Annotated in this window: 12 protein-coding genes; 2 read left to right on the forward strand and 10 right to left on the reverse strand. The window is 63.1% G+C overall.

Annotated elements, in window-relative coordinates; all coding sequences use genetic code 11:
- Positions 1 to 73: 73 nt before the first annotated feature.
- On the reverse strand, positions 74 to 526 hold the full coding sequence (locus tag ACN0YF_RS02245) for an Lrp/AsnC family transcriptional regulator (protein WP_417493192.1): 453 nt from the start codon (positions 524 to 526) through the stop codon (positions 74 to 76).
- A 124-nt stretch (positions 527 to 650) separates the two neighbouring features.
- Here ACN0YF_RS02245 and ACN0YF_RS02250 point away from each other — a divergent pair, with 124 nt between their 5' ends.
- The gene (locus ACN0YF_RS02250) at positions 651 to 2,306 is read left to right on the forward strand and encodes an aminotransferase class V-fold PLP-dependent enzyme (RefSeq protein ID WP_417493169.1); all 1,656 of its coding nucleotides are present in this window, start codon (positions 651 to 653) and stop codon (positions 2,304 to 2,306) included.
- Between the two features lie 41 nt (positions 2,307 to 2,347).
- On the opposite strand, the gene ACN0YF_RS02255 is transcribed toward ACN0YF_RS02250, so the two are convergent.
- From ACN0YF_RS02255 to ACN0YF_RS02295, 9 genes are all read right to left on the reverse strand, one after another.
- Complete coding sequence (locus ACN0YF_RS02255; RefSeq protein ID WP_417493170.1) at positions 2,348 to 2,932, reverse strand: gamma-glutamylcyclotransferase; 585 nt, start codon at positions 2,930 to 2,932, stop codon at positions 2,348 to 2,350.
- Positions 2,933 to 3,013: 81 nt separating this feature from the next.
- Positions 3,014 to 3,985 carry a hypothetical protein gene (locus ACN0YF_RS02260; RefSeq protein ID WP_417480911.1) on the reverse strand — a complete coding sequence of 324 codons (972 nt, stop codon included), beginning with the start codon at positions 3,983 to 3,985 and terminating at the stop codon, positions 3,014 to 3,016.
- Positions 3,986 to 4,157: 172 nt separating this feature from the next.
- Entirely contained in the window at positions 4,158 to 5,414 is a 1,257-nt protein-coding gene (locus ACN0YF_RS02265) for a DUF819 domain-containing protein (protein ID WP_417493171.1), read from the reverse strand.
- Between the two features lie 113 nt (positions 5,415 to 5,527).
- Positions 5,528 to 7,603: a M13 family metallopeptidase gene (locus tag ACN0YF_RS02270; protein ID WP_417493172.1), complete on the reverse strand. Its 2,076-nt coding sequence runs from the start codon at positions 7,601 to 7,603 to the stop codon at positions 5,528 to 5,530.
- 168 nt (positions 7,604 to 7,771) lie between these two features.
- Complete coding sequence (locus ACN0YF_RS02275; RefSeq protein ID WP_417493173.1) at positions 7,772 to 9,862, reverse strand: M13 family metallopeptidase; 2,091 nt, start codon at positions 9,860 to 9,862, stop codon at positions 7,772 to 7,774.
- A 163-nt stretch (positions 9,863 to 10,025) separates the two neighbouring features.
- A complete protein-coding gene (locus ACN0YF_RS02280; RefSeq protein WP_417493174.1) occupies positions 10,026 to 12,101 on the reverse strand; it encodes a M13 family metallopeptidase in 2,076 nt (691 codons plus the stop codon).
- 72 nt (positions 12,102 to 12,173) lie between these two features.
- A complete protein-coding gene (locus ACN0YF_RS02285; protein WP_417493175.1) occupies positions 12,174 to 15,389 on the reverse strand; it encodes an efflux RND transporter permease subunit in 3,216 nt (1,071 codons plus the stop codon).
- A gap of 26 nt (positions 15,390 to 15,415) precedes the next feature.
- Positions 15,416 to 16,687 carry an efflux RND transporter periplasmic adaptor subunit gene (locus ACN0YF_RS02290; RefSeq protein WP_417480917.1) on the reverse strand — a complete coding sequence of 424 codons (1,272 nt, stop codon included), beginning with the start codon at positions 16,685 to 16,687 and terminating at the stop codon, positions 15,416 to 15,418.
- Between the two features lie 2 nt (positions 16,688 to 16,689).
- Positions 16,690 to 18,090, reverse strand: a complete 1,401-nt coding sequence (locus tag ACN0YF_RS02295) for an efflux transporter outer membrane subunit (RefSeq protein WP_417480918.1) — start codon at positions 18,088 to 18,090, stop codon at positions 16,690 to 16,692.
- A gap of 289 nt (positions 18,091 to 18,379) precedes the next feature.
- On the opposite strand from ACN0YF_RS02295, the gene ACN0YF_RS02300 reads away from it, so the two are divergent.
- Positions 18,380 to 19,792: a sensor histidine kinase gene (locus ACN0YF_RS02300; protein ID WP_417493176.1), complete on the forward strand. Its 1,413-nt coding sequence runs from the start codon at positions 18,380 to 18,382 to the stop codon at positions 19,790 to 19,792.
- Positions 19,793 to 19,826: the final 34 nt, after the last annotated feature.

Here is a 19,826-nt window from a genome sequence, read left to right on the forward strand (position 1 = left end):
CTGAAGGCTGGTGGCCGATTAATCCGGGGATCATATTTAATGCATCGCAGGCCGGGCCAGTGCGTGGCGCCGGCTACTGTACCGGGAGTTCGGTCGTGTTCTTGATCGCCTCCATGGCAAAGCTGGCACTGACATCGGAGAGCGGCGCGATGGCGATCAGCTTCTTGTAGACCTCGTCATAGGCCCGCACATCGGGAAGGCAGAGCTTGATCAGATAGTCGACATCGCCGCTGAGCCGGTAGAATTCCACCACTTCCGGCATGCGACGGACACCCTCGGCGAATTTTCCCAGCCATTCGGCATCATGACGGCTGGTGCGGACGGTCACGAAGAGGGTTGCGCGCAGGCCGAGGCCCTCGGCGTCGAGCAGGCTGACATTGCGGCGGATAATGCCCTGCTCGGCCAGGCGTTTCATGCGCCGGGCGGTCGGTGTCGCGCTGAGACCGATGGCGTCGGCGATTTCCTGCACGGTACGGTCGGAATCGACCTGGATCAGCTTCAATATGCGGCGGTCATAGTCGTCAATCACTTCATTTTCCCCGAAACAGAGTTTTCATCTCGGCATATTGCCAGAATTTGAGGGTAATTGAGTGTTTTAAACTCAGGCGAGGATGGTTTGATAGTCGCCAGGCCTTGAGAGTTACGTTGAAATGTCGTCTTCCACTGACTGTCCCACCGCCCTGTCACGCCTGCGGGCAGGTATGATCGGGCGCGATGAAATCCTGACAACGCCGTTTGGCGAGCGCCTGATGGTCTATGCGGACTATACGGCCAGCGGCCGTGGCCTGCGGCAGGTCGAGGCGCAGATCGAGCGCCTGTCGGGCCTGTATGCCAATCCCCATACCGTCGACAGCGCCACCGGGCGGGCGTCCGGCGAGTGGCTGCACCAGGCCGAGGCGGTGATCCGCGAGGCGGTCCATGCCGGCCCGCAGGATTGTCTGATCGCCTGCGCCTCGGGCGCGACGGGGGCGATCCACAAATTGCAGGAAATCCTTGGCCTTGCGGTGGCGCCTGCCAGCCGGGACCACATGCTGTCCTCAATCGCGACAAAGCTGGGCGCTGATGGCCGCCAGATTGTCGAGGACGCGCTCGCCGCCACGCGGCCGGTGATTTTCGTCGGGCCCTATGAGCACCATTCCAACGAGTTGAGCTGGCGTGAGAGCCTTGGCGAAGTCGTGACCATTGGCCTGGACGCCGACGGCGGGATTGACCTGGCAGAGCTCGAGACGCAATTGCGTGACCCGCGCTTTCTCGGCCGGCGCCGGATCGGCGCTTTTTCCGCGGCATCCAATGTCACGGGTGTCCGCAGCGATGTGGTCGCCCTGGCACGCCTGCTCCATGCCCATGATGCCATCCTGTGTCTCGATTGCGCGGCCAGCGCGCCCTATCTGCCCATCGACATGCATCCAGCCGGCGCACCCGATGCGTCGATCGATGCGGTCTATTTCTCGCCTCACAAATTCATCGGCGGTCCGGGAGGCTGTGGCATTCTCCTGTTCGACCAGTCGCTCTACCGGCGCGACCTGCCACCAACCCAGAGCGCCGGCGGGACCGTGCGCTATGTGACCAAGACCGGGCATGACTTCATCGAGGATATCGAGGCGCGCGAACGCGCCGGCACGCCGGGTGTGCCGCAGATTGTCCGCGCGGCCCTCGCCCTGCAGGCGCAGCGGGAGGTCGGGCATGAGACCATAGCCCGGCTCGAGCATGAGGCGCTGGTGCAGGCGATGTCCCGCTGGAGCGATAATCCGCGGATTGATGTTCTCGGCCCCGCCGACCCGGCGCGCCGGATCGGGATCGTCTCGTTCAACATCCTACAGCCGCGCGGCGAGATCTTGCACCCGCGCCTGGTGACCATGCTGTTGAATGACCTGTTCGGGATCCAGTCTCGCGCCGGTTGTTCCTGCGCCGGGCCCTATGGACATGAGCTGCTCGGGATCACGCCGGAACAGTCCGAGGTCATTCGCGGTGCGGTGCTGCAGGGGCAGGCCGGCTTGCGGCCAGGCTGGTGCCGGGTGAGCCTGCACTGGGCGATGGAGCGCGAGGAGGTCGATTTCCTCATCCGCGCCGTCGAATTCATCGCCGCGCATGCGGATCGGCTGGCGAGTTTCTACAGTTTTGACAGTGCCAGCGGCCGCTGGAGCTGGCGCGGAACGGATAGCGCGCCGTCCATTGCCTTTCCGGGGCTGCTGCTCGACGCGCCGCCGGTGACGCAGGCCCGTGCACCGATTGATCGCGGGGCGTGGTTCGCAGCAGCATTCGACGCCGCGGAAGCGCTGGTCGAGGCCGAGCCGGCTCTGGCCTGACGGATCGTATCGCGCCGGCTGGCCGGGGTGCCATTGCGGCGTCAGACGCCAGCTGTGCGCAACAGGATGTCGATTTCCTCACGCTGCGCCGCACTGGCCGGGGCGCCGCGGGGATAGAGCGGTGTCGGCCAGTCCCGGTCATTGATGCGATGTCCGTCCCAGCGCTCGGTGGATTCAATGAAGTGCTGCGCCATTTCCCGCCCCCCGGTCTCGAGGCAGCCCAGCAGGCAGGTATCGATATAGGATTGCGGGATCGGGTGGTCGCTGTCGGCGTGGGCCTGTTCGCGATTGACCACGATCCACAATCGCGCGCCATCGAGGTCGATGCTGGCCGGTTGCAGCAGGCTCACCGTATCCGGCGCTACAGGCACGAAATCATAGCCGCGTTCGCGATGACGGATGTCTTCGGTGATCCGGGTCGGTACGAGGGCGGCGCTCAGCACGGCGGTCGACGAGGGGCGGACCCCGAGATAGGTCGCGGCCTCATCGCCATAGCGCGTCGTCCAGCCCCGTTGCCAGCCGGCGGCCATCACCGGGATGATCGGCGCGTGCAGGCCGGAATAGGTCTGGCGGCTATAGCCGTTGAGCAGGCTGCCATATCCGATGATGTATTCAGCTGTGTTCATGGGGGAGCATAAACGGAAACGGCGCGGGATGTCCCGCGCCGTCCGTATTCAATCCAGGCCTTCCGGCCGGAACGCCATCGCCTAGTTGCGGCGGCGCGCCGAAGAGGACCGGCTGGAGTAGGAGGCCTGGGCCACCGGCATTTCCTCGGAATAGGTCTGATCGCCCGCAGGCATGTCAGTCCCGTACAGATAGGTGCTGCTGCCTGGTGCCGGCGGCTGGTTCGCCGCGACAGCCGGGATATTGGTGCTCATCGGCGGATTGTGGCCGGGCAGATCGATGTCGTCACAATCCATCAGGCGCCATTCCCAGCGCTCTTCCGAACGCATGGTGTAGCGGGTCACCGTATCGGTGCCGGCCGGAATGACATGGCTGTCAACGCGGGCTGGCTGATCCACGACCTGGATGGAGTAGCTGTCATAGCGTGGGTCGATCGGAATTTCCTCGACACTCGCGGCCTGGACCAGGACTTCACGGGTGATCGTGGAGAACTCAGCCGGGTGGTTGATCTCGTTGATCTCGGCAGGCGTGACGATGACATTGCGGGTCACAGTCTGGTATTCGCCGGCTTCTTCGACCAGGCACCAGATCTCGCCAGTTTCCGAATCATAACGGGTCATCGAAGCGCCCGGCTCATAGCCACGGCGCCAGACCTGGCGTGGTTCACGGACCATGATCGTCTCGGTCACCGTGTCGTGCACGGCTGGACGCACCACATATTCCGAATAGGCCGGGCGAACCTGGACCGTTTCGGTGACGGTGTTGTAGACCGGCTCATGGACGATGTAGCGCACACCGGCCTCACGCGAGACATATTCGCGGGTTTCCTCGCGCAGACGCGGCGGGGCCACGTCATAGCGCTCGTAGGAATCCTGGGTGACGACCTGTTCCGTGAACGCGTCGTATTGTGGCTCGATGCGCACTCGCGCATAGCACTCACCACTCGTGGCGCTGGATGGTGGATCCGGCGGGAACCACTCGGCATCGCCGGCGAAGGCTGCCGAAGAAGCCAGAATCGCCAGGGCGCTTCCGGTGATCAAGAACTTGCTTTGCATGCTGCATCCCCCCTTCAGGACGACGCCTCGCGACGACCGCAAGGCACTCCAGTTGAAGGGATGCTAACCCAATTAGGGTGCTGCGTTAAGGAAATTTAAGTAATTATATCAAGATTCACCGGGCAGGGGAATGTTCCGGAGGGGACTCGCCTTTATGGTGCCGCGCCGCTGATCAGCCCCCGGCGACACTGCGCAGGATCTGGCCGGTCAGCCATGCGCCCCAGGTCCCGGTGATGTAACCGACAACCGCAAGCAGAACCCCGACAGGGGCCAGGGAGGGGTGAAATGCCGAGGCGACGACCGGGGCCGAGGCCGCGCCGCCGATATTGGCCTGACTGCCCACCGCCAGGAAGAAGACCGGCGCCTTGATCAGGATCGCCATCAGGATCAGCAAGGTGGCATGGACGGCGATCCAGATCGCCCCGATCAGGAAGAATTCCGGATTCCGGGCGATGGCGGTGATGTCCATATTCATGCCGATCGTGGCGACGAGAATATAGATGAAGACCGAGCCGACCTTCATCGAGCCGGCGCCGCTCATCCTGCGTGCGGGCGAGAAGGACAGGGCGACACCGATCGTCGTGGCAACGATGATCAGCCAGAAGAAGCCGGAATGCAGGCTGTAGCGCTCCAGCTCCGGATAGTTTTCCAGGAACCAGGGGGCGAGGAAATCCGCCGCCAGATGGGCGATCGCGACAGCGCCGAAACCGATCGCGGCGATATAGACCAGATCGCGCAATTCGGGGATGCGGGCGTGTTCGGATTCATAGGCCTCGGCCTTGATCCGCAGATGGTCGACGGCGCGCGCGTCGGCGCCGATGCGGCGGTCGATGGCCGCCGCCTGGCTGGCCGCGATCAGCAGCAGCGCCATCCAGACATTGGCGACAATCACATCGACCGCAATCCAGGCGGAGAAGATCTCGTCGCCGACATCGAAGATTTCATACATCGCCGCCTGGTTGGCCCCGCCGCCGATCCAGCTGCCGGCAACAGTGGTCATGCCGCGCCAGACGGCTTCCGGACCGTCCACGCCGATCAGGTCGGGCATGAAGGAGCTGGCGATCATCAGGGCAATCGGTCCGCCGATGATGACGCCGATGGTTCCGGTCAGGAACATGATCAGGGCCTTGGGGCCGAGGCGCAACGTGGCGGGCAGGTCGGCCGACATCGCCAGCAGAACCAGGGCGGCGGGCAGGAGGTAGCGCGAGGCCATGAAGTAGAGCCGCGACTGGTCCGGGTCGACAATGTTGAACGTGTTCAGAAGCGAGGGCAGGAAATAGCACAGCAGAAGCGGCGGGAAGACCAGGTAGAAGCGTTTGAATACGGGCCCGCCCGCACTCGAGGTCCAGAACACGGCGCCCAGAATCACGGCCAGCAGGCCCAGAACGACGGCATCATTGCTGATCAGCGGTGCGATTTCGGTTTGCATGCATTCCCCCGTTTGTTGCCCCGATAAGACGGTGCCCGGCCGCGCTTCGCAACCCCCCAATGCAAAACGGCCCGGCGTGATGCCGGGCCGTTTCAACATTGATGTCCGTCAGCCTACCAGACCGAGACGCGTTCCTCGGGCGGCAGGTAGAGATCATTGTCTTCGGTGACGCCGAAGGCCTCGTACCAGACGTCCATATTCCGGACCACACCATTGGTGCGGTATGGGGACGGACTGTGCGGATCGGTGGTCAGCCGCGAGACGAGACTGTCCTCGGTATAGAGGCGGCGCCAGACCTGGGCCCAGGCCATGAAGAAGCGCTGATCGCCGGTAAAGCCGTCAATCACCGGGGCTTCGCCGCCATGTTCGTCGAGATACATGTGGTAGGCGCGGTAGGCCATGGAGAGCCCGCCGATATCACCGATATTCTCGCCCAGGGTCAGGCGGCCATTCACGAACATGCCCTCGACCGGTGAGAATTCCTCATACTGGGCGACGATCTGGTCGGTGCGCGCATCGAATTGCTCGCGTGAGAAGTCGGTCCACCAGTTGCGCAGCAAGCCGTCACCATCGGACTGGCTGCCCTGGTCGTCGAAGCCGTGGCCCATTTCATGGCCGATCACGGCGCCGATACCGCCGAAATTGACGGCCGGGTCGGCATTGGGGTCGAAGAAGGGACCTTGCAGGATGGCCGCCGGGAAGACGATCTCGTTGGCGGTCGAGGAATAATAGGCGTTCACCGTTTGCGGTGACATGCCCCATTCCCAATCGCGGATCGGACCGTTCAGACGGGCGCGGCTGTCGGCGCGATACCAGGCCGAAATGCGTTCGGAGTTGCCGAACAGGTCATCGGGGCGGATTTCGATCGAGGAATAATCCGGCCACTGGTCCGGATAGGCGATCTTCGGCGTGAACTTGGCGAGCTTGTCGAGCGCTTCGGCCCGGGTCTCGTCATCCATCCATTCCAGCGTCTCGATCCGCTCGCCCAGGGCGCGGCGCAGATAGGCGACGAGGTCTTCCATCTGTTCCTTGTTCTCGGCCGGGAAATGGCGTTCGACATAGATCCGGCCGATGGCCTGGCCGAGTGGCCCGTTCACATACTGGATCGCGCGGCGATCGCGGGCCCGTGCTTCGTCCGTGCCCGAAAGTGTGCGGTTCCAGAAATCGAAGCTGCGGTCATAGAAGGCTTCGTCGAGCTCATTGCGGTTGGAGCTCATGTAGTGAAGCATCAGATAGTCCTGCCAAGTCTCGACCGGGATTTCCCGGAACAGGGCAGCGAGCGACTGGACCGCCGTGTTCTGTGACACGACGACATGATCCTGGTCGCCAAAGTCGAGGGTTGTCATGAAGCGCGCCCAGTCAAAACCGGGGGCGTAGGCCTCCAGCTCGTCAAGGGTCATCGGGTTATAGCTGGCCACCCGGTCGCGGCTCTCGGCGCGGGTCCAGTGGATCTGGGCAATCGCGGTTTCCAGGTCGAGCACGGCCTGGGCCCGCTCGGTGCCATTTTCCTCACCGATCATGCCAAGCACGTCGGCCATGTAATCGACATAGGCGGTGCGGTAACCGTCAAACCGTTCGTCATCGCGCAGATAGTAGTCACGATCCGGCATGCCCAGACCCGACTGGCGGATATAGACGATATAGGTGTCCGGGTTCCCGGCATCGCGGCCAACCCCGGCACCGAACAGCGAGGCGAACCCGCTGGCGCCGAACAGGTCAATGATGTCGTCATGGTCTTGCGCGGCGGCAATCCGGTCGAGACCGGGCCGGGCCGGGCTGAGGCCGAGCTCGTTGAGGTGGTCGGTATTCATGTAGCTGGCGTAGAGATCGCCGACCTGCTGCTCGACCGAACCGACCGGGTTTTCCGTCGCCGAAACGTCGGCAATGATCGCATCGATCCGCTCTTCCGCGGTCAGGGCGAGCTCGGAGAAGGAGCCGAAATTCGAGAAGCCGGGCGGGATTTCCGTTGTGTCGAGCCAGCCTTCATTCACATAGCGGAAGAAGTCATCGCCGGGAGCGACGGTCTCGCTGATATGCTGCGTCTCGATACCCCAGGCGCCGAGGGACGGTGTGCCTGTTTCGACGGCAGTGGCGCTGACGTCCGCGGCATCGTCAGCCGGTGGTTCTGCTGCGGGATTGCAGGCCGCAAGCAGGACGAGGCAGGCGCTGCCAAGAAGTAATTTTTTCACGGGACATCTCTCCGTCATGATCGAAATTGATTGGGGGCAAGACTAGGGCGTGATTGTCAGGACGCAAGTGCCGCGCGGATAATCCGCCTGCCGTGCGGTTGGGTGCATGCCGGTAACAAAAAAGGCGGCCCGGCATCGCCGGACCGCCTGATCTGTCATTCGATCACGTTACCAGATCGAAACCCGCTCTTCGGGTGGCAGGTAGAGGTCATTGTCTTCGCTGATGTCGAAGGCGTCATACCAGGCGTCGATATTGCGCACGACGCCGTTGACCCGGTATTGCGCCGGGCTGTGCGGATCGGAACGCAGACGGCCGATAAGGGCGTCTTCGGTCAGCTTGGAACGCCAGACCTGGGCCCAGGACATGAAGAAGCGCTGGTCGCCGGTCAGGCCGTCGAGCACGGGTGCTTCACCGCCGGTGTGGTCGGCGAGGTAGGCATGATAGGCTTGGTAGGCGATGGAGAGGCCGCCAAGATCGCCGATATTCTCGCCGAGCGTCAGCTGACCATTCACATTCTCGCCCTCGACCGGGGAGAAGGCATCATACTGGGCGACCAGCGTACCGGTCCGCTCCTGGAAGTGCTCGCGGGAGAAGTCGGTCCACCAGTTGCGCAGCACGCCATCGCCGTCCTGTTCGGCACCCTGATCGTCGAAGCCATGGCCCATTTCATGGCCGATGACACCGCCGATAGCGGCGAAATTGACCGCAGGATCCGCGAAGGGGTCGAAGAAGGGAGCCTGCAGGATGGCAGCCGGGAAGACGATCTCGTTGCTGTCCGGATTGTAGTAGGCATTGACCGTCTGCGGGCTCATATACCACATCCAGTCGCGCTTGGATTCGTTCAGCTGGGCGCGTTGATCGTCCCAGTTCCAGGCGCTGATGGCGCGCACATTGCCGATCAGGTCGTCGCTGCTGACCTCAATGGTTGAATAATCACGCCAGACATCCGGATAGCCGATCTTGGGCAGGAAGCTTTCCAGCTTGTCCTGGGCTTCCGCACGCGTGGCGTCATCCATCCAGTCGAGGGTTTCGATGCGGGCTGCGAAGGCCGCACGAAGATAGCCGACAAGGTCTTCCATCTGCGCCTTGTACTCTGGCGGGAAGTAACGCTCGACATAGACCTGGCCGATATTCTCGCCAAAGCGGCGATTGACGAACTGGATCGCGCGCAGATCGCGTGAACGCTGCTCATCGACGCCGCTCAGTGTGCGGGAATAGAAATCGAAGCTCGCTTCGTCGAACCGGGCCGGCAGCTGGCCGGTCTGGTTGTCGACGAAATGGAAGGCCAGGTAGGAGGCCAGCACATCGACCGGTGTCTCGGCGAAGAGCTGGGCGCTGGCCTGGACCGCGGTATCGGTATTGACGACGACCTCGGTGATGTCGGCGATGCCGAGCGCTTCGAGGAACGGCGTCCATTCAAAGCCCGGTGCATAGGCTTCCAGCTCGGCCAGCGTCATCAGATGGTAGTTCGGCACGGATTCACGGGCCAGTTCGGCGGGCCACTGAACCTGGGCAAGCGAGGTTTCCAGCGCCATGATGTCGGCGGCACGTCCTTCGGGATTGTCGACGCCGGCCATGGTCAGAATGTTGGTGATATAGGCGACATAGGCCGCGCGGTAGGCGACATAGCGCTCGCCGTCATCAAGATAGTAATCCCGGTTCGGAAGGCCGAGACCCGCTTGCGAGATGTGGGTCAGGTAGCGCTGCGGATTGCCTGAATCCTGGCTGATATAGATCCCGATCATCGAATTGTGCACGGGAAGGCCGAACCAGCGGGCAATTTCCGCGTGGGTGGTCGACGCCAGCACGGCATCAAGCTCGTCCTGGATCGGCGTGAGGCCGAGCGCCTCGATCCGGTCGGTATCCATATAGCTGCGATAGAGATCACCGATCTGCTGTTCCGGCGTGCCGGCGGCGGAATCGGTTGCTGCGGCTTCCGCGATGATCGCGTTCACGCGCTCTTCGGAGGTCATGTAGAGGTCGAGGAAGGCGCCGGCAGAGCTGAAGCCGGCCGGGATTTCAGCGGTGTCGAGCCAGCCCTGGTTGACGTAGGTGAAGAAGTCGTCGCCGGGATTGACGGTTTCGCTGACATAATCGGTCTCGATACCCCAGTCGCCAAGGGTCGCTTCGCCGGTGATGGCGGGCGTTTCGGTGGCCGGGCTCTCGATGGCTGCAGTGTCGACGGCAGGCGCCTCGGCGGGCGGGTTGCAGGCGGCGAGCATGGCAATGCAGACGCCGCTGAGCAGGTATTTTTTCATACTTCAATTCCCCAAAAAAATGGCATTAACCGCCAAGTCTAGAGGGGGCGGTGCAGGAAGCAACTGACGGTTCTGTTAGTTTCGCGGGACCCCGACGGCAAAACGGCCCGGATTGCTCCGGGCCGCTCTGTTGCGTGCAGGTCTGTGATGGCTGTCTAGCGCATCACCAGATCGAGACGCGCTCTTCCGGTGGCAGGTAGAGCGCATCGCCTTCCTGGATATCGAAAGCGGCGTACCAGGCATCGAGATTGCGGACGATGCCGTTGGTCCGGTATTGCGACGGGCTGTGCGGATCGGTGGTCAGACGTGCGACCAGATTGTCCTCACGGTACAGGCGGCGCCAGACCTGGGCCCAGGCGAGGAAGAAGCGCTGATCGCCGGTATAGCCGTCAATCACCGGCGCTTCGCCGCCGCAGCAAGAGTCCAGATACTGGTGATAGGCGGTGTAGGCCATCTGCATGCCGCCCAGATCACCGATGTTCTCACCCATCGTGAAGGTGCCATTCACGTTCATGCCCTCGATCGGGGAATAGGTATCGTACTGGGCACCAAGGCGGGCGGCGCGTTCCTCGAAACCGGCATTGGTCTCTGCCGACCACCAGTCGCGGATCGAACCATCATAATCGAAACGGCGGCCCTGATCGTCAAAACCATGACCGATTTCATGCCCGATCACCGCGCCAATCGCGCCGTAATTGATGGCGGCGTCGGCATTGGGATCAAAGAAGGGGGCCTGCAGGATGCCGGCCGGGAAGGTGATCTGGTTCATCAACGGATTGTAGGACGCGTTGATGGTCTGTGGCGGATAGGGCCACTGGCTCCGGTCGACCGGGCCGGCGAGGTCGGCGACCTGCTCATTCCAGTTGAAGGCATTGATGCGCATCACATTGCCAAACAGGTCGTCGGGCTCGATTGCCAGCGCCGAGTAGTCCTGCCACTCATCGGGATAGCCAATGCGCGGTTCGAAGGTCGAGAGTTTGCGCAGGGCATTGGCGCGCGTTTCCTCGTCCATCCATTCCAGCCGGCTCAAACGGCCTTCGAAAGCTGTCACCAGATTGGCGACCAGTTCCTCCATCGCCGCCTTGGACGAGGGCGGGAAATGCCGGTCAACATAGATCTGACCGACCGCTTCGCCCAGTTGCCCGCCGACCAGGTTGACGCCGCGGCGGTCACGGGGGCGTTGCTCTTGGGTGCCATTGAGCGTGCGGCCGTAGAAATCGAAATTGGCCTGGTCAAAGGCCGAGGACAGATTGCCCGCATTGTTCTGCAGGAAATGGAAGGTCAGGTAGTCCTGCCAGACATTGACCGGCGTTTCCTCGAAAATCCGGCCCGTCGCCTCGATCGCGCTGGGTTGGGCGACGAGATAGGTCGCGACACCGTCGAGGCCCATCTGGGTCATGCCATTGGCAAAATCGAGCTGGGGCGCGAGTGCCGCAAGCTGGTCGAGCGGCATTGGATTGTAGATTTCCGAGATATTGCGCGAGCGCTCCTGGGTCCAGTGAACCTCGGCGAGTTGCGTTTCGAGTGCCATGATGGCGGCGGCCCGGCTTGCGCCGTCCTCGATACCGGCCAGATCGAACATCCGGGCGATGAAGGCCGTATAGGCCTCGCGATAGCGGGCGTAATTCTCGTTCTCGAGATCGACATAGTAATCGCGATCGGGAAGGCCCAGCCCGCCCTGACCGACATAGACGGTATGGCGCGTCGTGTCGGCGGGGTCGGGGATGATGCCGATATCAAGCGGGGCCGGCTGACCGACCGTCGCGAACAGGTTGAGGATCGCTTCAGGGGTGTCTGCGGCCGCGATCGCGTCGAGATAGGGTTGTGCCGGGGCCAGGCCCAGGGTTTCGATGGTTTCGGTATCCATCCAGCTGCCATAGAGGTCGCCGACCTTCTGCTCGATTGTGCCGGGGGCAGGATGCGCGGCGGCCAGGTCGAGAATGATCTCCTGGACCTGTTCTTCCGCTTCCAGCGCCAGCTCGGTGAACATGCCGAAATTCGACAGGTCCGACGGGATCTCTGTCGTTTCCAGCCAATGCCCGTTTGCATAACGGTAGAAATCGTCACCGGGCGCATAGGCCAGGTCCATACCGGTCTGGTCGAAACCCCAATCGCCGATCCGGGCGGGTGCTTCGATCGCGCTGTTGGCCGTGAGTTCCGTCGTATCGCCGGAAAGCCCGGCCTGGCCGCAGGCGGCGAGGAGGGCGAAGGCCGCCGAACTCAGCAAAAGTCTCTTCATGGAATTATCCCCTGTGCGATTGGATATGATTGGGCAGGCCCCGCGCAAATTAGTGCGCGGGGCCTGAATTGGCTACTCCTGCGGGGAGTGATCGAGATGTCCGGCCATTTCGCCATGGGCGAAATCGGTGTCGGTATAGTCTGCACCCAGGGCGGGCTGCGACTTCCCGGTCCAGAGCCACCGGAACAGCCGCCCGATGTCGACGCCGATGGCGTAGAGCGACGGGATCAACAGCAAGGTCAGGAACAGCGCAAACAGGACCGCGAAGCCGAGGGCCACGACCATTGGCTTGAGGAACTGCGCCTGGGTCGAACGGGCCGCGATCATCGGCAGGATGCCGAGGAAGGTGGTGACCGAGGTCAGCAGGATCGGCCGGAAGCGCTGGACGCCGGCATCGACGAGTGCCTGGAAGGCGCCCACGCCATTGGCCCGCAAGCGGTTGACGAAGTCCATCAGGACTAGGTTGTCGTTGATAACGACCCCCGCCGCCGCACCGACCCCGAAATAGGAGAAGAGGGCGATCGGCATGTCGAACATCAGGTGGCCGAAAATGGCTCCCGTCAGCGCAAAGGGGATGGCGACCATGATCAGGATGGGCTGGCTATAGCTGCGGAAGGCAACCGCCAGCAGGATGTACATCGACACCAGTGCCATGCCGAACAGGCCGAACAATTCCTGCATGAACTCCCGCTCACCTTCGGACTGGCCGATTTCGTCACGGCTGATGCCCGGGAAGCGATGCTCCCAGCCCTCCCAGAACTCCGCGTCGAGGCTCTGGTTGATATCGCCGCGAGCGGACGGATCCGACAGTTCGGCATTCACCGTGACGGTGCGCATGCCATTGCGGCGGTTGATCCGGTTCAGTCCCGGCGCGAAATTCACATCGGCAACTGCCGACAGTGGCACTTCGTCTCCGTCACGGGTGCGGATGCGCAGATCGCGGAGCGTATCCAGCGACCGCCTTGCATCGCGATCAAGGCGGACCATGACCCGCACATCCTGGCCGTCACGTGGCAGGCGCTGTGCTTCCTCACCATAGAAGGCCTGGCGGACCTGGCGCGTCACATCGCCCAATGTCAGGCCGAGTGAGCGGGCATCGGGACGCAGGCTGAACTGAAGCTCCTCGGTCGAGGTCTGCAGCGAGTCGACGACATCATAGAGCGTGTCATAGCTGCGCAGCTGGGTTTTCAGGTCGTCGGCGGCCGCGCGCAACACGTCGAGGTCCTGGTGCGAGATCGCAAAGGTGATGGAACTGCCGCCATCATTCATCGTCGAATCCAGCGTGACTTCCTCCGCGTCCGGGATTGGCCCGAGGAATTCGCGGATTTTCAGGGCGACCTCCGAGGTGGCCAGCAAGCCGGGCCGGAATTCCGGGTCGGCGAGCGTGATCCAGGCACGGATCCGGCCATCGGTGGCCAGGGTCGAGCGGCTTTCGATCATGTCGACGTCACCGGGGAACTGCTCGCGGTAATAGTGCAGGGCCTCGTCCTGGGCGTTGTCGAGCTGTTCGCGAACCTGCTCGGTCCGGGTCCAGGGCGCGCCTTCGGCGAGCTGGATATTCACCTGGATGGTTTCATTCTCGATTTGCGGCATGAAGACCGAGCCGACACGGTTGGTCATCATCAGCACGATGGAGATCAGGAAGATGCCGATGAATGTGATCAGCGTCGCATAGCGATTGCGGATCGCGAATTTGACCATCGGGCGATAAACACCGCGAGCGAACCAGACCATGGTCTCGGCGATGGCGCGTTGCACCTTGATCAGCGGGCCGAAAAAGCCCGTGGTCTTCTGCGGCTTCATATGAGCCAGGTGGGCCGGCAGGATCAGCAGCGACTCGATCAGGGAGAAGGTCAGGCACGCGATCACGACGAGTGAAATCTGCTTGGTGAACTGCACCGTCGGCCCGGTGATGAGCATGAATGGCATGAACATCATCACCGTGGTGATGACCGCGAAAATGACGGGCTTGATCACCATCTGGGTGCCGATGATGGACGCGGTCAGTCCGTTCTCGCCACGTTCGACACGGTCGTGAATATTCTCGCCGACGACGATGGCGTCGTCGACCACGATGCCGATCACCAGCAGGAATGCGAACAGCGACAGCATGTTAAGCGTGACGCCGAGCATGGGCAGCAACATGAATGCGCCGCCAAAGGCCACGAAAATGCCGGCCGTCACCCAGAATGCGACCAGCGGGCGCAGGAAGAGGAAGAGGACAATCAGGACCAGGAAGCCGCCGAACAGAGCCGAGTTCAGGATCGTCGCCATCCGGGCTTCATACATTTCCGAATTGTCCCACCACAGTGAGAGGGTGACACCGTCGGGCAGTTCAAGCTGTTTGCGCTCGATATAGCCACGCACACTGGCGGAGACATCGACAACATCGATATTCGGGGTCGTCAGCACGACGATCAGCGCCATCGGCTCGCCATTGTAGGTCGCAGCCAGATTGGCATCGACAAAGCCGTCAGTGACGCTGGCGACATCGCCGACCCGGACGGTGCCGCCGGCGGAGGTCTGGCGAATGATGAGGTTCTCGAATTCCGCACGCGTATCGGCCAGCTGGCGTGAGGTGAGGCTGAGTTCGCCCAGCTCGGTACGGACGCTGCCGGCAGAGGCATTGAGCGAACTGGCGCGGATGGCGGCCACGATCTCGTCGAAGCTGAGATTGTAGCGTTGCAGGTCATCCTCGGCCAGCTCGATCGAAACCTCCTCGCCGAGCACCGCCCAGGTATTGACCAGGGATGAGCCGGGCAGCTGGGCGACTTCGTCACGAATTTCGCGGGCGATATGCTGCAAATCGCGGCGGTCGATGAAACCGTGCACCGCAAAGCCGATGACCTGGTCCTGGGCGCGCCACGGGTTCACGACGGGGCGGTAGGCCGATTGCGGCAGATTGTTCACCGAGTCGACTTCGAGTTTGATGTTGTCGATGAACTCGCCGACATCAACGGAGGGCAGGCCCTCGACATTGATGGAGCCACTGCCTTCGCGGGCGGTCGAGGTGATGGTGTCGACCCCGTCGAGATCGGCCAGGGCCTCCTCGATCCGGACAATGATTTGCTCTTCAACTTCCTGCGGCGAGGCGCCGGGCCAGGCCACCGAGATGGTGGCACCGTTGACCGCGACCGTCGGAAACACTTCCCGGTTCAGCTGGAAATATCCGAAAATCCCGCCCACCAGGGCGACGATCATCAAGAGGTTGGCGGCGACTGAGTTTCGGGCCCACCAGCCAACAATACCGCGGGGTGCCTCGTCATGTGTCGTGTTCGGGTCGGTCATGGCCGTCTCCTGATCGCAGTGTCGAATTAACCGGCGCTGGCGACGGCTTCACCATCGCTCGGCTCGGATTCGGTGTCGGTGGTGTCTTCGTCGGCTTCGGATTCGAGGCTGGCCGAATAATCCGGCAGCACCTCACCCGAGGAATCCAGCGAACGCAGGCGCATGCCGACGCTCGCGCCGCGGATTGGCGAGACGACGATCATTTCTCCGCCAGCGACGCCGGACGACACGACAACGCGGTCGGTGCTGGAGGTCACGACGGTGACGGTGCGGATATCCAGGGTGCCGCCTTCATTGACGACGAAGACCGTGTTTTCACCGCGCAGGGCCGAGCGGGGCAGAACCACCGCATCCTGGACATTGCGGCCCTGGATTTCGGCATCGACGAACAGGCCGACAGCCAGGGGTGCGCCGGCAGCTGCGGCAGCGCCATAGGGGTCTTCGACTTCCGCAGTGGCGTAGAGAACGCGGGTCTGCGGATCAATCGCGCTTTCGGTGCGGTTGATATAGCCGGTCCATTCGCGGGGTTCGCCAGCGAGAACGGCGGTCAACTTGACGGGAATGCCTTCGCTGTCCGGGCCGGAGTTATAGGCGATCGGGATGCCGAGCAGGCCCAGATCATTGTCCGTGAGCGGCAGGCGAACCAGGATGGTGTCGGTCGAGAAGACCTCGCCCAGTGGCGTTCCAGCCGTTACGAACTGGCCCAGATCGGCGCTCTTCACCAGCACGCGGCCGTCGAAGGGGGCGGAAACGCGGGTGCGTTCAAGGTCGAGACGGGCAGCCTGCAGGCTCGCCTGTGCCGAGGCCAGCTGGGCACGTGCGTCGGCCAGTTGCGGCTCGCGCAGGGTCAGGGGTGAGGCCTCGCCTTCGCCGAGATCGGCCCATTCGCGGGCGGCCAGTTCGGCTTCGGCCTGTTCGCGCGCCAGGGCTTGCTGCGCCTGGGCGACGAGCGCCGCGGCACGGGTGGCCGCCAGGTGATAGTCGGCGTCATCAATGCGTACGAGGGTTTCGCCGGCTTCGAAGAAACCACCTTCGATGAAGTTCGGATTGACGTAGACGATACGTCCGGTGACTTGCGGCACCAGATTGATCTGGGTGCGTGGCCGTGCCTGGCCCTGGGAATGAACCGTCAGGGCGACGGTTTCCTGCCGGGCCTGTTCGACGAAAACGGCAACCGGCTGCGGTGCCGAATTGGCGCGCTGCGGCTCCGGCTTGCTGGCGACCAAGGCGATGATGATCGCCAGGACGATCCCGCCGGCAATGCCGAAAATTACGAAGCGTCCGATAAGGTTTCCCATAACTATTCTCCTGTCTGCGCGGCCGGGTCTGCGGAAGATGCCGCGGAGAAATCGCCGGCGATGGCGAGGTAAAGATCGACCCGGTTCGTCGCGCGATCGCGACGAGCCGAGATGTATTGGCTTTCGGCGCTGATGCGCCGGCTTTGGGCGTTCAGCAGGTCGAAAATGGTCGAGACACCGCTGGAATACTGGCGGGTCACCAGAGATTCGGCCTCGGCGGCCTCATTGAAGGCCTGTTCCAGGCTGGCGACGCGCCGGGCGAGGATGTCGTCGGCATAGATGGCGTTTTCGGCTTCCTGCCAGGCCGTCAGCACGGTCGACACATAGGAGGCGACCTGCAGCCGGGCATTGGCCTCGGCCTGGTCACGCTGGGCCCGCAGGCGGCCACCGGCAAAGATCGGTGCGGCCAGGGAAGCTGTGAGGCTGGAGACCAGCGTGTCGATGTCGAACATGTCGGCGACGTCCGTGCCGCCGGTTCCGGAAGTGCCGGTCAGCGACAGGCTCGGCAGCAAGGCCTTGCCGGCCGCATCGGCCCGCAGTCCGGCCGCCGCCAGGCGGCGTTCGGCGGCCCGCACGTCCGGGCGGCGCAGGAGGAGGTCGGCTGGCGAGCCGATCCCGGCCAGCGTATCGATTTCGGGGAAGTCACCGGCACGGGCGATCTGTCCGGCTGGATAGCGACCGAGCAGGGTCTCCAGGCTGCGCGCGGCGGAGGCTTCGGCCCGCTCGCGCGATGCCAGGGCAGCCTGCGAGGACGCCATCGCACTGCGTGCCGTGCGAACATCCGAGCTGCGCACCAGTCCGCGGGCAAATCGACGTTCCGTCAGATCGAGAGCGTTCTGGCTGCGCTGGACATCGCGTTGGGCGAGTTCGGTTTGCTGGCGCGCCTCGATCAGGGCCAGCCAGTTCTTGGCGACCAGTCCGGCGACCGACAGCCGGGCAGCGACAAGATCGTCGGCGGCGGCCTCGGCGTCGAGCGTGCCGGCATTGGCGCCGTCGCGAACCCGTCCCCAAAGATCGGCTTCCCAGGAGGAGCTCAGTCCCAGTGAGAGGCTGTCCGACCCGCTGCCCTGATAGGCTTCGGTGCGTGTATAGCCGGAGGAGAGGCTCAGGGATGGCAGCCGGCTGGAGCCGGCGATGCGGGCGGCAGCGCGGGCGGCGTCATAACGCGCCAGCGATTGCGCCAGCCCGGGATTGGCCGCGAGGGCCTCATCGACGAGCGCTGCCAGGCGTGGCGCGCCGAGTGATTGCACCCAGTCCTGTGCCGCGATCTCCCCGGAAGCATCAGCCGCAGCCGACCAGCTGTCCGGGGTGGCGGGCAGGTGATTGTCCGGCTGAAAGGCCGGCATGCTCGCACAGGAGGCCGTGGTCAGGGCGGTTGCGATGATCAATAGGCTTTTCTGCATGCGATGTTCCAACGCGTGACGATTGCTTGAGTTTCGCCAAACTAGGCGGCCCATAGCGAATGTCAACAGATTTTTATCGAAAAACACTAAAACATTAGCGAATGACATGAAAAGCCTCTCGATTTTCGAGATGTAAAAACAGGCGAAATCGCCCCCCTTGCGTGCCGCTTCTTCCCGGCTGAAGAATGTGCGATAGGGCAGTGTACGGCGCCCGAGTCCGAGCAGATGCGGGTGCCGCTGTATGCCGAACTGCCAGGCACAAGGCGAATGAAACTTGAGAAAGGTCGACGTGGACAATCAGCCCTCAATACGCATCCGCCGCCGGGATACCGCGATCGTCGCGACCATGGGCTCACTGGTGCTCGTGCTCTTCTGGCTGTTCGGTGAGCTCGGCTTCGTCGAGACCTTTGTCGCTATCGCGACCTTCGCCGGGTTGTCGACCTTCTACTATCTGACGGTCAGCACCACGCTGAATCCGTCCCGGGCGGCCAGCCCGGCCGGGGATGTCCAGGATCAGCCTGGCGGTCCGGCGACGGCCGATCTGATGCTGCGTCAGCTGCCCATTCCCGTCCTGCTGATCGGACCGGAAGGGCGCATCGAGATGGCCAATCCCGCTGCGCGTGAATTTCTCGGGCTCGGTTCACTGACCGGGCATCTGTCCTCGGTGCTCCGCCAGCCGCGTGTGCTGGAAGCGGTGAGCCAGGCGCTGCAGGGCAATTCGGGGGAGCCGGTCGAGTACTCGACCATGGCACCGGTCGAGAGCCATGTCCGTGCCTTTGTGGCGCCGATGCGCGCGCCAGACGACACCGTCATGCCCTGGCGTGCCATGCTGGTGCTGTCCGATCAAACCTCGATCAAGCGCGCCGACCGCATGCGGGCGGATTTCCTGGCCAATGCCAGCCATGAATTGCGCACGCCGCTCGCCTCACTGGCCGGCTTCATCGAAACTCTCCGCGGTCACGCCAAGGACGATCCTGAGGCCCGCGAGAAGTTTCTGGCCATCATGTTCGACCAGACCGAGCGGATGAGCCGGCTGATCAATGATCTCCTGTCGCTCTCTCGCGTCGAGATGGACGAGCATGTGCCGCCGAGCGGCCGCGCCGATCTGGTCGTGATTGCCGGGGAGGTGATTGATTTTCTGAGGCCGCAGATCGAGGACAAGCAGATTGCGCTGACACTCGAGGCCCCGGACTCGGTGATCGCTGTGGGTGATCGCGATCAATTGACCGAGGTCTTCCAGAACCTGATCGAAAACGCGGTCAAATACTCGCCGGCCAATTCCAGCGTTCTGGTGCGTGTCGAGCCGGAACAGCCGCGTGACCAGGCGGAGCGCCCGTCGAGCATGCTGGGCGAGGGCGCCAGCCGCCTGACGCTGGCGGCCCCGAAATCGGTTGTTGCCGAAGGCTATGTCACCATGAGAGTGCGCGACCACGGACGCGGTATCGACCGGCGCGACCTGCCGCGGCTGTCGGAGCGATTCTACCGGGTTGGCGGGCAGAAAAGCGGCCCCAATGAAGGTACCGGACTCGGCCTCGCCATCGTCAAGCACATCGTGAATCGCCATCGCGGCGGGTTTACAGTCGAAAGCGCGCCGGGCGGCGGCTCGGTATTTTCAACCTTTATTCCGGCCGCGCCCGGGCCTGCCGTGGCTGATGAATCCGGCCAGACGACGCAACAGGATGGACAGGGCGGCGCAGTCTGATCCCGCCACTGTCACAAAACCGTTGCTCATCTGT

This window comes from Maricaulis sp. (assembly GCF_048270265.1).
GTDB lineage: Bacteria > Pseudomonadota > Alphaproteobacteria > Caulobacterales > Maricaulaceae > Maricaulis.

Coding starts and splice junctions, on each gene's coding strand:
- ACN0YF_RS02275 (WP_417493173.1), bottom strand. CDS start 9,862: ATGAAAAAATACCTGCTCAGCGGCGTCTGCATTGCCATGCTCGCCGCC.
- ACN0YF_RS02255 (WP_417493170.1), bottom strand. CDS start 2,932: ATGAACACAGCTGAATACATCATCGGATATGGCAGCCTGCTCAACGGC.
- ACN0YF_RS02285 (WP_417493175.1), bottom strand. CDS start 15,389: ATGACCGACCCGAACACGACACATGACGAGGCACCCCGCGGTATTGTT.
- ACN0YF_RS02250 (WP_417493169.1), top strand. CDS start 651: ATGTCGTCTTCCACTGACTGTCCCACCGCCCTGTCACGCCTGCGGGCA.
- ACN0YF_RS02260 (WP_417480911.1), bottom strand. CDS start 3,985: ATGCAAAGCAAGTTCTTGATCACCGGAAGCGCCCTGGCGATTCTGGCT.
- ACN0YF_RS02290 (WP_417480917.1), bottom strand. CDS start 16,687: ATGGGAAACCTTATCGGACGCTTCGTAATTTTCGGCATTGCCGGCGGG.
- ACN0YF_RS02280 (WP_417493174.1), bottom strand. CDS start 12,101: ATGAAGAGACTTTTGCTGAGTTCGGCGGCCTTCGCCCTCCTCGCCGCC.
- ACN0YF_RS02265 (WP_417493171.1), bottom strand. CDS start 5,414: ATGCAAACCGAAATCGCACCGCTGATCAGCAATGATGCCGTCGTTCTG.
- ACN0YF_RS02295 (WP_417480918.1), bottom strand. CDS start 18,090: ATGCAGAAAAGCCTATTGATCATCGCAACCGCCCTGACCACGGCCTCC.